Origin of the sequence: Microbacterium maritypicum MF109 (genome assembly GCF_000455825.1) — a bacterium.
Classification (GTDB): domain Bacteria; phylum Actinomycetota; class Actinomycetes; order Actinomycetales; family Microbacteriaceae; genus Microbacterium; species Microbacterium maritypicum_A.
The window spans coordinates 1-12,883 of the sequence record NZ_ATAO01000179.1 but is presented as its reverse complement, the minus strand read 5'-3'; the positions used below and the strand labels follow the sequence as shown (position 1 = coordinate 12,883).

Below are 12,883 nucleotides of genomic sequence, written 5' to 3'. Positions count from 1 at the left end.
CGTCGCCACCGAACCGGCGGGAACCCCCGCTTCGGTGGCGACTAGAGTGAAGTCTCTGCCGGATCCGGCACAGCCTCACGCGACACGATCGCCTGCACCACCATCCCCCACCAGAAAGCTCTTCCGCGTGACCGCTTCGTCTCCCGCCGACTTCCATCCGCTCGCCGCATCGGTGCAGCCCGTGTTCGACACGGTGCTCTCCCGCAGCCCGCACGAGCCGGAGTTCCACCAGGCCGTCCACGAGGTGCTGCACTCGATCGCCCCGGTCCTGGAACGCCACCCGGAGTACGTCGACGGCGGCATCCTCGAACGGCTCGTCGAGCCCGAGCGTCAGATCCTCTTCCGCGTGCCGTGGATCGACGACTCCGGAAAGCTGCAGGTCAACCGCGGCTACCGCATCCAGTTCTCCTCGGTGCTCGGCCCGTACAAGGGCGGACTGCGCTTCCACCCCTCGGTGAACCTGTCGATCATCAAGTTCCTCGGCTTCGAGCAGATCTTCAAGAACGCGCTCACCGGTCAGGGCATCGGCGGCGGCAAGGGCGGCTCCGACTTCGACCCGCACGGCAAGTCCGACGCCGAGGTCATGCGCTTCTGCCAGTCGTTCATGAACGAGCTGTACCGCCACCTCGGCGAGCACACCGATGTTCCCGCGGGCGACATCGGCGTCGGCGGCCGCGAGATCGGCTACCTGTTCGGCCAGTACCGCAAGGTCACCAACCGCCACGAGTCCGGCATGTTCACCGGCAAGGGCACGGGGTGGGGTGGTGCCGAAGTGCGCACCGAGGCCACCGGCTACGGCGCGGTCTTCTTCGCGCAGGAGATGCTCGCCGTGCACGACGACTCCCTGAGCGGCAAGCGTGTGGGCATCTCGGGATCCGGCAACGTCGCGATCTACGCGATCCAGAAGGCCACCCAGCTCGGCGCCACCGCGGTGACGGCTTCCGATTCCTCCGGCTACGTCGTCGACGATGCCGGCATCGACGTCGACCTGCTGCGCCAGATCAAGGAGGTCGAGCGCGCCCGCATCGTCGAGTACGCCCACCGCCGCCCGAGCGCCCGCTTCGTCGAGGGCGGCAGCGTGTGGGAGGTGCCGGTCGACATCGCCGTGCCGTCCGCCACGCAGAACGAGGTCTCCCTCGCCGACGCGGAGGCACTGATCGCCAACGGCGTGCGCGCCGTGTCGGAGGGCGCGAACATGCCCTGCGTGCCGGATGCCGTCGACGCCTTCCAGAAGGCCGGTGTGCTGTTCGCCCCCGGCAAGGCCGCGAACGCCGGTGGTGTCGCGACCTCGGCGCTCGAGATGAGCCAGAACGCCTCCCGTCAGCGCTGGAGCTTCGGCGACAGCGAGAACAAGCTGCGCGAGATCATGGGTGACATCCACGATGCCGCCTTCGACGCCGCGGAGCGTCACGGCGTCGCGGGCGACTACGTCGCCGGTGCCAACATCGCGGGCTTCGAGCGCGTCGCCGCGGCGATGCTCGCCCAGGGCGTCATCTGATCCGTCCCTTCCTGCGACGAAAGAGCCGCCTTCCTCTTCGGAAGGCGGCTCTTCTGCGTCACGGAGCCGTCGTCAGCTCTCGTCGACCGGCACCTTGACGACCTTGTTGTACCCGGTCACCGCCTGGTTCTCGTCGAACGCGACGACCTTCTTGCGGAAGCCCTTGGTGATGATCGCGAGGTAGACCACTCCGATCGCGGTCCACACGAGGCCCCCGCGCAGAGCGTCTTCATGCAGGTTCGCCCAGAGCAGGCCGGTGAGGACCATGCCGATGCCGGGCATCACGATGAAGTTGAAGATGTCGCCGGGCGTCTTGCGACGGCCCTTGCGGATCGCGAACCAGGCGATCACCGAGATGTTGACGAACGTGAAGGCGATCAGCGCCCCGAAGTTGATCCACGCCGCGATCAGCTCCAGGGTGAACGGGATCGCCAGCAGGGAGATGGCGCCGACCAGCACGATGTTGAACGTCGGCGTGTGGGTGCGCGGGTTGATGTAGCCGAACGCCTTCTGCGGCAGCACGTTGTTGCGCCCCATCACCAACAGCATGCGCGACACCGAGGCGTGCGAGGCGAGGCCCGAGGCGAGGGTCGCGCAGAAACCGGCCGCGGTGAGCACCGCCATGAGCACGGGTCCGCCGACCAGGTTGCCGATGATCGGGAGGGTGGAGTCCTCGACGAACTGCATGTCGCCGCCGGGCGCGAACTCGTTCCAGTCGGGGAAGCGCAACTGCGTGAGGTAACCCGAGATCAGGAAGATCGCCCCGCCCAGCAGCACCGTCAACAGGATGGCCTTCGGCATGATCTTCGGATCCTTCGCCTCCTCCGCGTACATCGTGACGGCGTCGAAGCCGATGAACGAGAAGCAGACGATCGTGGCGCCCATCAGCACCGCGCCCATCGTGGCGCCGTCGTGGAAGAACGGGGTCATCGACGCGACCGTTCCCGCCCCCTCGCCGCGCATCAGCTGGGCGATCACCATCACCACGAACACGGCCATGACGACGATCGAGAACACCAGGAGGATCATGTTCATGTTCGAGGTGCCGCGCATCGTGAGGTAGATGATGGTGGTGACGAGGATGCAGTACAGCACGACCCAGATCCAGCCCGGGATCTCGGGGAACAGCGCTTCGAGGTAGCTGCGGATGATGAGGCAGTTGACCATCGGCAGCAGCACGTAGTCGATCAGCGAGGTCCACCCGACCATGAACCCCAGATTCGGGTGGATCGACTCGCGCACGTACGTGTACGCCGAACCGGCACTCGGGATCGCGCTCGAGATCTTGCCGTAGCTGATCGCCGTGAAGACCATCACGACCAAGGCGACCAGGTAGGCGGCCGGTACGACGTCGTCGGTGTCACGGGCGACCATGCCGAACGTGTCGAACACGACCGTCGGCGTCATGTATCCGAGCCCGAGCCCGACGATCGCCCACAGTCCGAGATTTCGTTTGAGCGTTCCTCCGCCGTGCGCGAGCGGCTTCGTCTTCGTGGCCATGGGTACTCCTCGGGGGACAGCGCATGGGTCGGACTTCGGGTCGTCCGACGCTGAGCAACAGTATGGACCGGAGGGAATCGTCAGCGCTACGGTGAATTCGGTTCGAAATGCGCTTTTAACATTCCGAACGACGGCGGGATTCGAAGGAGACGCCCGACCTCACCATCCCTCGGTGAGCACGCGATCCAGCATCGCGACGACGTGGTCGGCGCTCTCGGCGCTGAGGCACAGGGGCGGTTTGATCTTCAGCACGTTCGAGCGTTCCGAGGTCGTCAGCACGATGACCCCCAGTTCGCGCATCCGCTCGCAGATCGCCGCAGCCTCGGCGGCGGCAGGCTCCATGGTCTCGCGATCGCGCACGAGTTCGACGCCCAGGTACAACCCCTCGCCGTGGACGACGGCGACGAGCGGATGCCGGTCCGCGAGGCCGCGCAGGCCCTCGGCGAGGCGGGCACCGATCACTGCGGCGTTGTGCTGCAGGTCGTCCTCGGCCATCGCGTCTAGCACCGCGATGCCGACCCGGCAGCTGAGCGTGCTTCCCCCCGCAGACGAGAAGAATTGTCCCTGCGTCGACAGCGCGTCCGCGATGCGCTTCGTCGTGATCACCCCGCCGATCGGATACCCGTTGCCCATCGGCTTCGCGATCGTGACGATGTCGGGCACGACGTCCGCGAGCTCGAATCCCCAGAAGGTCGATCCCATCCGCCCGAATCCGACCTGCACCTCGTCGGCGATGCACAGTCCACCCGCCGCCCTGATCTGTGCGTAGGCCCCAGCCAGGTAGCCGTCGGGGAGCACCACGCCTCCCGCGTTGCCGAGGATCGACTCGCACAGGAACGCGGCGACCTCTCGTCCCTCGTCCTGCAGCCGGTCGAGATCGGCAGCGAGATCGGCGAGGTAGTCGCCCGCCACGTCGGAGCCTCGATAGGTGCCGCGGAAGCGATTGGGGACATCGGCCACGTGCACCCAGTCCGGGCGCGTCGCGAGGGCGGAGGGATTGTCGTAGGCGCTGGTCGTGACCGCATCGCTCGCCATGGTCCAGCCGTGGTACGCCTCGCGCAGTGCGACGACCGTCCGCCGTCCGGTCGCGGCCTGGGCCAGACGGATCGCGAGGTCGACCGCCTCCGAGCCGCTGTTGACCAACAGGACGGTGTCGAGGTCGCTGCCCTCCGGCATCAGTTCGAGCAGCCGCTCGCTGTACTCCGCGAGATCGCGGAACAGGAACCGGGAGTTCGTGGCGAGGGTGCGCAGCTGGCGGTCCGCCGCATCCGCGACTTTCGGATGCGCGTGGCCGAGACCGGCGACGTTGTTCACCATGTCGATGTAGGTGCGCGCGGTGGTGTCGACCAGGTGGTGCCGCCAGCCACGCTCGATCTGCGGCGGGTGCGCGTAGTAGCGCTCCTGCGCCGCCGCGAAGATGCGCTCACGGCGCGCCTGCTCCGCCGCCGAATCATCCCGCTGGGCGAAGGAGGGCAGCCCGAGCAGCGGCGCAGGATCTGCGGTGAGGCGGCGCCAGGCCGCGACCCGATCGGGGGCGATCAGTGCCGCTCCGTCCGCCTGGCGCTCCGGAGCGTCGTCGCGGTGGATTCCGACGGTCAGGCGCCGCGGCTCGAACGACGCGGCGAGCCAGCCCACGGTCTCCCCCGCATCGACGGGGCGCTCGCGCCGCTCCTCCGCATCGAGACCCGAGACCTCCAGCACCCATTCTTGGCCGTCGTCCGGACCGGTGAGGTCGAGCGCGAAGCGGGCGATCGCGCCCCGCTGCGTCACCCGTGCCTCCGTCGGTGCCACCACCCGCACCCGAGGGCCGGGAGGCAGATGCAGTTCGGTCGCGGTCGCCCAGGTATGCCCCGGGTCCGCCTCGTCGACGGTCGCGCGGGTCAGGCGGAACGCCCCGTACGGCATGACCGCCACAGCGGCGCCGAGGTCGAATGCATCGGCGACCAGAGCGTGCTCGACCGATTCCTCGAGCCAGCGCCCGTTGTCGAGGGCGGCAGACTCGACACCCGGATCGATCACGGCCACGCGACCGGTGAGATCCGGCAGCAGTGCGCGCAGCGGAGCCTCGTCGTCGTCCCCTGCGAGTTCGGGCGCGGAGAATCCCGGGGCGTCGATCCCGACCGCGGCGAGCACGTGCTCGGTCATCTCCACGAGCGGCAGCAGCGTCGCGGCGTCGAAGATCGCCTGCTCGCCCGCGACCCTCTCACGCGCGTAGTCGTTGTCCCCGTCGATCTCGAGCTGACGCCACCCGCTCGCCACCAGCAGGGCAGCGCGCAGCACCACGAGCGGCCAGACCGCCCTCGCCTCCGCATCGCCCAGCGGCACCTGGCGATGGAATGCCGCGATCGTCTCGATCACCCGCAGCGGCCGCTCCGGGTCGTGGTGCAGCATCGATGCCGCGCACACCGCCAGTTCGGCGACGCGCCAACCGAGCCCGAGGTCGCCGAGGTCGAGCACCGTGCGCGGGTGCAGCCGTGCGTCGTCGCCCCGCTCGCCCATCACGTTGTCGTCCGTGAGGTCGCCGTGGATCGTCTGCACGGGGAGCCGGTCGGCGAGAGGTTCGACGGCGGCGTGCGCCTTGGTCGCGGCGCGCAGCACCCGTCCCCGAAGTGCGGCATCGGCGATCGACGGCGCGAGCGCATCGATCTGTTCGTATGCGACGCGCATGTCCCACATCTGCCGACGATCCAGCCCGGGGTGTCGGAGCGGTTCCAGCGCGCGCACGGAGGCGGCGGCGAGCGCGCCGAACTCCGCGAGCACGACGGGTGCGAGATATCCGGAACCCACCATCGGCTCGCCCGGCGCGAGCTCACTGCGCCGCGCGGCGAAGCCGTTCCAGCGCTGGGTCAGCGCACCGTCGAGGCCGGGGAGCACTGCCGGTACGCGAACGCCGGCAGCGCGGTAGGCCTCGAGAGCGACATGCTGGGCGTCGCGTTCGTCGTCGCCGAACACCGGGTTGTCGATCCGCAGCACGCTCCTCGTGCCGTCTTCTGCCGTGAGCAGGAAGTTCCGGTCCTGGTTGCTGCCGAGCTCTTCCGCTGTCGCCGTGATCCCCCAGCACTCGAGCGCGATGCGCGCGGCATCGGCCGTATCGACGTCGGGACGGACCAGGCCCACGCCCGCCGTCATGCGCGGTGCTGCCCGCGGTGCGCGTCGCCGAGGCTCACGTCGTGGGCATGCCGCGCGAGCGAGCTGCCGTAGCGCTCGGTCAGCTGCACCATCAGGTCGGGGGTGTCCCGATCGACCCCGAAGACGTGCCCCGGGAAGTCGAGATCGGGCTGTGCCGCCGCGATCTCCTCCTCACGGTCCGGCGAGAACAGCTGTGCGGGGTCGCCCACCGCCACCCAGCCGATCGGCACGACCGTGCCCTCCGGCAGCACGGCGCGACGGAGCACGATGGCGTTCACGCGCACCTCACAGCGCGGCCCGATCAGCGAGCCGTTGAACAGCCGCGACCCCGAGGCGAGGAACGTCTCGTCTCCCACCGTCGCACCGGCGATGCTCGACAGCGTGCCGATCAGGGTGTGCGACCCGATGTGCACCGCATTCGCCGCCGTCGCCCGGATGAGCGCATTCTCCATCACGATGACGTGCTCGCCGAGCGTGATCGCCCCACCCTCGGCGGTGATGACGGCACCGTGCAGAACCTGGCAGCCCGGCCCGATCTCCACATCTCCGGAGACGACGGCGGTGGGGGCGATGACGGCGGTGTCATGGACGCGGGGCCGAGCCCCGAGGTGCTCGTACAACATGCGGCCAGACTAGTACCGCGGCCCCCTGTCGCGCGCTACTCGGTCTTGGCCGGCTCGGGGAAGATCGCGGTGAACAGCTGCCCGACCCACTCGAGCAGCTGTGCGTCGGGGAGCGGCTCGAGACCCACCCCGACCGCCGCGGGGACGGTGGGCATCGGCACGACCAGCGCCTCTCCCCCGGCCACGAGCTTCGCCTTCGGGTAGAGCCGCTGCAGCCGCACCTTGATCGAGTCTTCGAGCCGCGCGGGCGCGATGCGCAGGTTCGAGCCCATCACGACGACGTCGGTCAGCCCGACCCGGGCAGCGCGACGGCGCAGACGCGAGATCGCCAACAGGCCTTCGACCTCTTCGGGCGGCGTGCCGTAGCGGTCGACGAGCTCTTCGACGACCAGATCGATCGCCTCATCCTTGGCGGTCGCCGCCGAGGCGGCGGAGAGCTTCTGGTAGGCCTCGAGCCGCAGCCGCTCGCTGTCGATGTAGTACTCGGGGATGCGCGCATCCAGGGGCAGTTCCAGGCGCAGCTCCTGCCCGGTCTCGACCTCGTCCCCGCGGAACGTCGCCACGGCCTCGCCGATCATGCGCAGGTACAGGTCGAATCCGACGCCCGCGATGTGTCCGGCCTGTTCGGCGCCGAGCAGGTTGCCCGCCCCGCGCAGTTCGAGGTCCTTCAGCGCGACCTGCATGCCGGAGCCCAGGTCGTTGTTGACCGCGATGGTCTGCAGACGGTCGGCCGCGGTCTCGCTCAGCGGCTTCATCTCGTCGTACAGGAAGTACGCGTAGGCCCGCTCGCGCCCTCGTCCGACGCGGCCACGCAGCTGGTGCAGCTGACTGAGTCCGTACTTGTCGGCGCGGTCGATGATGATCGTGTTCGCGTTCGCGATGTCGAGACCCGTCTCGATGATGGTCGTCGAGACGAGCACGTCGAACTTGCGCTCCCAGAAGTCGTCGACGACCTGCTCGAGCTGGTGCTCGCCCATCTGTCCGTGCGCGACCGCGATCCGGGCCTCGGGAACGAGTTCGGCGAGCTCGCTCGCGACGCGCTGGATCGACTGCACCCGGTTGTGCACGAAGAAGATCTGCCCTTCGCGCAGGATCTCGCGACGGATCGCCGCGGCCATCTGCTTGTCGCTGCGCGGGCCGACGAACGAGAGGATCGGGTGCCGGTCCTCCGGCGGGGTCGCCAGCGTGGACATCTCCCGGATGCCGGTGACCGCCATCTCGAGCGTGCGCGGAATCGGCGTGGCACTCATGGCGAGGATGTCGACGTTGGTCTTCATCTTCTTGAGCGCGTCCTTGTGCTCGACGCCGAACCGCTGCTCCTCGTCGATGATCATCAGGCCGAGGTCCTTGAACATCACCTGGTCGGTGAGGATGCGGTGGGTGCCGATCACCATGTCGACCGAACCCTCGAGCAGGCCTTGCAGAGTGAGACGCGCCTCCTTGTCGGTCTGGAAGCGCGACAAGGGCCGCACCTTGACAGGGAAGCCGGCGAAGCGCTCGGTGAACGTCTCGAGGTGCTGCTTCACCAGCAGCGTCGTCGGCACGAGCATCGCGACCTGCTTGCCGTCCTGGATCGCCTTGAACGCCGCCCGCACCGCGACCTCGGTCTTGCCGAAGCCGACGTCGCCCGAGAGCAGCCGGTCCATCGGGATGGGCCGTTCCATGTCGGCCTTGATCTCGTCGATCGTCTGCAGCTGGTCCTGTGTCTCCGCGAACGGGAACGCCTCTTCCAACTCGCGCTGCCACGGGGTGTCCGGGCCGAACGCGTGGCCCTTCGCGCTCATGCGCGCGGAGTAGAGCTTCACGAGCTCGACCGCGATGTCGCGCACGGCCTTGCGCGCCTTGCCCTTGGCCTGCGACCAGTCGCTGCCGCCCATCTTCGAGAGCGTCGGGGCCTCGCCGCCGACGTACTTCGAGAGCAGATCGAGCTGATCCGTCGGCACGAACAGCTTGTCGCCCGGGTAGCCGCGCTTGGACGGCGCGTACTCGAGAACGAGGTAGTCGCGGATCGACTTGGTGGCGTTGCGCCCGCCGGTGGACACCTCGCGCTGGGTCATCTCGACGAAGCGGCCGATGCCGTGGGTGGCGTGCACCACGAAGTCGCCCTGCTTGAGCTGCAGCGGGTCGACCACGTTCTTGCGCCGCGAGGCGAGCTTCTTGACGACACGCTGATCGCCGCCGATGGTCCGGCCGTAGAACTCGTTGTCGGTGAGGACGGCGAGCTTCGCCTCGGCCACCTGGAAGCCGGCCTCGACGGATCCTGTGACGAGGGTCGCGACACCGCCCTCCGGTGCGTCGGTGAGCGTCTCGACCACCCGCGCGGCCAGGCCGCGGTCGGCGAGCACGTCGCGTGCGCGATCGACCAGACCGTGACCGGCGGCGATCACGACCACCCGCCAGCCGTCGGTCACCTTCGCCTCGACGAACGAGATCGCGCCGTCGACGTTGCCGTGGAAGGAGGGGATGACGGCGGCGCCGAGGTTCGTGGCCTCCGCATCGCCCTCACCGAGCCCGGCACCGAACGGGCTGAGCCGCCACCACACCCCGCCCCGGTCGCGCACGACCTCGCGCAGCTCGGCGATGGTCAGGAAGTCACCGGCCCCCAGATCGATGGGCGCGGAGGCGCCGGAGGTGGCGGCGCTCCAGGCGGCGTCGAGGAACTCGCGGTTGGTGTCGCCCAGGGTGATGGCGCGCGCACTCGATCGCTCGGGATCGATGACCGCCGTGGCGCTTCCCGCCGGCAGGTACTCGGCCAGCGACTTCAAGGGTCCGGCGACCGCGGGGAGCAGCGACTCCATGCCTTCGACCGGGATGCCCTCGGCCATCTTCTCGAGCATGCCCGAGATCGCCGGGAAGCCGCCGACGAGTGCGCGGGCCCGATCGCGGACCTCGGCCGTGAGCAGCAGTTCGCGAGTGGGCGGCAGGTCGACGCCGGTGACATCACCCGGAAGCGAGCGCTGGTCCGCGACGGAGAACGCACGGATCTGGTCGATCTCGTCGCCGAAGAACTCGACGCGATAGGGGTGCTCCGACGTGGGAGGGAAGACGTCGAGGATGCCGCCGCGCACCGCGAACTCGCCGCGCCGCGACACCATGTCGACGCGGGAGTACGCCCGTTCGACCAGCTGCTCGACCACGCGGTCGAGTTCGTGCCCCCGGCTGCCGACGCCGAGTTCGAGCGGGGCGATCTCGCCCAGGTTGCCGGCGATCGGCTGGAGCGCGGCCCGCACGGACGCGACGACGACGAGCGGGTGGTCGCCCGACCACTCCGCGATCCGGCGCAGCGTCTGCAGACGCTGACCGACCGTGTCCGGGCTCGGGCTGAGCCGCTCGTGCGGCAGCGTCTCCCAGGCGGGGAACGTGAGGATGTCGGCGTCGGGCAGGTAGGCGTGCATCGCCAGCGCGAGGCTCTCCGCCCGCCTCCCGGTGGGGACGACGGCGAGGAGGGCGGCCGGGTGTCCCGCCGCCGCCCTCTTCTCGAGCAGGCCGGCGAGCGCCGGGGCGTCGAGCCCGTCGACCAGGCCGAGGTCGGCGTCGGTGCGCGCCCAGCTGAGGGCGTCACGGTACAGAGACGCCTCTTCCAAGGCGCGCAGAATCCCCGGAACAGTCACCGGACAAGACTAGTCGCGCCCACGGACACTCCGGCCGCCGCGCCCGTCGAGGAACGCCAGCCTGCCTAGGCTGTCGGGATGGAATCCGTCGCCCTCACCACGCCCCGACTCGTCCTGCACGCCCCGACGGAGGCGGACATCGACGCGATCACCGAAGCGTGCCAGGATCCGGAGATCCCGCGCTGGACCACCGTGCCGAGTCCGTACACCCGCGAGGACGCCGCGCAGTTCGTGCGTCTGTCAGCCGCGCAGTGGGACGCCGGTTCCGAGGTCGTCTGGGGCATGTATGCGGACGGCGAGCTCGTGGGCATGATCGGTCTTCACAACATGACCGATCACTTCACGGGCGCGACCGCCGAGCTGGGCTACTGGGTGACGGCCGGCGCACGGGGCCGCGGATATCTCACCGAAGCAGCAGCGGCCGTGATCGATTGGGGTTTCGTCGGACTCCGGCTCGTCCGCATCCGCTGGCAGGCCGTCGCGGGGAACATCCCCTCGGCCCGCGCCGCCCGGGCCCTCGGCTTCCGCTACGAGGGCCTGCAGCGGCAGGCGCTGACGAGCCCGCGCGGGCGCGACGACGGCTGGATGGCCGGCCTCCTCCCCGGGGACGACCGCACGCCGGTCGACTGGCCGATCCTCTGAGGGGCGCGCCCCCGGGTGACAGTGTCGGCGCCCGATGACAGGATGAACCCATGCCGGAGATGCCGGAAGTCCAGGGCCTGACCACGTTTCTCGCCGAACGCGCCGTCGGGCGCACCATCACGCGCGCGACCGTCTCGGCGATCGCCGCGTTGAAGACCTACGATCCTCCGATCCACGCCCTCCAGGGAGCCACGATCACCGCGTCCGCGCGTCTGGGCAAGTTCGTCGTGCTCTCCTGCGGCGACGAGCTGCACCTGGTGTTCCACCTCGCGAAGGCCGGGTGGCTGCGCTGGTACGAGACGCTCCCGACCACGCTCATCAAACCGGGCAAGTCCCCCATCGCCCTGCGCATCGCCCTCGACGACGGCAGCGGTTTCGACCTCACGGAAGCGGGGACCAAGAAGTCGCTCGCCGTGTACGTGGTGCGCGATCCGCAGGAGGTGCCCGGCATCGCCCGGCTCGGCCCCGACCCTCTCGACCCCGCGTTCACGCGCGAGGCGTTCGCCGCCCTGCTCGAGGATCGGCGTATGCAGATCAAGGGGCTGCTGCGCGATCAGGCGGTGATCGCGGGCATCGGCAACGCGTACTCGGACGAGATCCTGCATGCCGCGCGCATGTCACCGTATGCGATCGCCGGAAAGCTCGACGACGCCGAGATCGACCGCCTGTTCGGAGCCATGCGCGAGACGCTGACAGAGGCGGTCGCCCAAGCCTCCGGCAAACCGCCGGCGGACCTGAAGGATGCCAAGCGCCGCGGCATGCAGGTGCACGCGCGCCGAGGAGAGGCCTGCCCGGTGTGCGGAGACACGGTCCGCAGCGTGTTCTTCGCCGACCGCTCGCTCGAGTACTGCCCCACCTGCCAGACCGGTGGCAAGGTACTGGCCGACCGCCGCCTCTCCCGACTGCTGAAGTGACGGCGGACGCGCCGCACGGTGAAGTCGTCTGTCGCGGAATGATCTGTCGCGGAATGAAATGCGCCCGAACGCGTTGAGTACACTCAGAACAACAACGTGCTCCGGGGTCGGTGGGAATCCGAACCGGCGGTGACAGTCCGCGAGCGTCTCGAGAGATCGGGATGCCGATCCGGTGGAATTCCGGGACCGACGGTGATGCGAGGGCGACCTCGCTAGTCCGGAAGGGAGGCAGCACGAGACGCATCCGTGCGTCCGTTCCGCCACCCCTGTCTGAACCCGGAGCCTCAGAGGAGGACGACGGATGGCAGTGAACGCGGCAGAGCGCCACGCGATGGATCGCGCGCTCCACCTCGCCGCCCGTGGACCGCGCGGGGCGAACCCGCAGGTCGGTGCGGTCCTCCTCTCCCCCGACGGCAGGGTCATCGCCGAGGGCTGGCACCACGGCGCCGGCACCCCCCACGCAGAGGTCGACGCGCTCTCGAAGCTCGCACCCGGCGAGGCGCGAGGAGCGACGGCCGTCGTGACCCTCGAACCCTGCAACCACACCGGCCGCACGGGCCCCTGCGCCGTCGCTCTCATCGACGCGGGCGTCGCACGCGTGGTGTACGCGCTCGACGACCCCGGCGTCGCCTCAGGCGGCGGGGCGGAACGCCTGCGGTCCGCAGGCGTCGACGTCGAGTCGGGTGAGCAGGCGGACGCTGCGCACGCGCTCATCGCCGGATGGCTGACCGCCCAACGACTCGGACGCCCCCATGTCACTGTCAAGTGGGCGCAGAGCCTGGACGGCCGCGCGGCCGCCGCCGACGGATCGAGCCAGTGGATCACGGGGCCCGCCGCACGCGCCGACGTGCACCGCCGACGTGCGGAGGCCGACGCGATCGCGGTCGGCACCGGAACGGTGCTGACCGATGACCCCGCTCTGACGGCTCGCGACGGCGACGCCCTGCTGCCGCACCAGCCGATCCC

8 protein-coding genes and 1 riboswitch are annotated in these 12,883 nt (G+C 69.5%); of the genes, 4 read left to right on the top strand and 4 right to left on the bottom strand.

The annotated features are described in order from the left end of the window. Window positions 1–127 precede the first annotated feature (127 nt). Entirely contained in the window at window positions 128–1,498 is a 1,371-nt protein-coding gene (gene gdhA / locus L687_RS30080) for an NADP-specific glutamate dehydrogenase (protein ID WP_021199508.1), read from the top strand. Window positions 1,499–1,570: 72 nt separating this feature from the next. Here the strand turns inward: gdhA and L687_RS30075 are convergent, their stop codons facing one another. The 4 genes from L687_RS30075 to mfd all read right to left on the bottom strand — a co-directional run bounded on the left by L687_RS30075 (window position 1,571) and on the right by mfd (window position 10,361). Beyond that, entirely contained in the window at window positions 1,571–2,998 is a 1,428-nt protein-coding gene (locus tag L687_RS30075) for an APC family permease (RefSeq protein ID WP_021199507.1), read from the bottom strand. A gap of 159 nt (window positions 2,999–3,157) precedes the next feature. After that, entirely contained in the window at window positions 3,158–6,127 is a 2,970-nt protein-coding gene (locus L687_RS30070; protein WP_021199506.1) for an aminotransferase, read from the bottom strand. After that, complete coding sequence (locus tag L687_RS30065; RefSeq protein WP_021199505.1) at window positions 6,124–6,750, bottom strand: gamma carbonic anhydrase family protein; 627 nt, start codon at window positions 6,748–6,750, stop codon at window positions 6,124–6,126. Before L687_RS30065 ends, L687_RS30070 begins: the two co-directional genes overlap by 4 nt. 35 nt (window positions 6,751–6,785) lie before the next feature. After that, window positions 6,786–10,361 (bottom strand): transcription-repair coupling factor, encoded by a 3,576-nt coding sequence (gene mfd, locus L687_RS30060; RefSeq protein WP_031207203.1) that lies wholly within the window; start codon window positions 10,359–10,361, stop codon window positions 6,786–6,788. 78 nt (window positions 10,362–10,439) lie between these two features. Here mfd and L687_RS30055 point away from each other — a divergent pair, with 78 nt between their 5' ends. From L687_RS30055 to ribD, 3 genes are all read left to right on the top strand, one after another. Beyond that, entirely contained in the window at window positions 10,440–11,003 is a 564-nt protein-coding gene (locus L687_RS30055; protein WP_021199503.1) for a GNAT family N-acetyltransferase, read from the top strand. 50 nt (window positions 11,004–11,053) lie between these two features. Then, window positions 11,054–11,917, top strand: coding sequence for an Fpg/Nei family DNA glycosylase (locus tag L687_RS30050; RefSeq protein ID WP_021199502.1), 864 nt, complete (start codon window positions 11,054–11,056; stop codon window positions 11,915–11,917). 93 nt (window positions 11,918–12,010) lie between these two features. After that, window positions 12,011–12,155, top strand: a riboswitch (FMN riboswitch). A 63-nt stretch (window positions 12,156–12,218) separates the two neighbouring features. After that, window positions 12,219–12,883: bifunctional diaminohydroxyphosphoribosylaminopyrimidine deaminase/5-amino-6-(5-phosphoribosylamino)uracil reductase RibD (gene ribD / locus L687_RS30045; protein WP_021199501.1), on the top strand; the 665-nt coding region annotated here is incomplete at its 3' end.

What these genes read in the sequence shown, in the direction of transcription:
- L687_RS30065 (WP_021199505.1), bottom strand. Translation starts at nt 6,750, where the DNA reads ATGTTGTACGAGCACCTCGGGGCTCGGCCCCGCGTCCATGACACCGCC.
- L687_RS30055 (WP_021199503.1), top strand. Translation starts at nt 10,440, where the DNA reads ATGGAATCCGTCGCCCTCACCACGCCCCGACTCGTCCTGCACGCCCCG.
- L687_RS30050 (WP_021199502.1), top strand. Translation starts at nt 11,054, where the DNA reads ATGCCGGAGATGCCGGAAGTCCAGGGCCTGACCACGTTTCTCGCCGAA.
- L687_RS30070 (WP_021199506.1), bottom strand. Translation starts at nt 6,127, where the DNA reads ATGACGGCGGGCGTGGGCCTGGTCCGTCCCGACGTCGATACGGCCGAT.
- L687_RS30075 (WP_021199507.1), bottom strand. Translation starts at nt 2,998, where the DNA reads ATGGCCACGAAGACGAAGCCGCTCGCGCACGGCGGAGGAACGCTCAAA.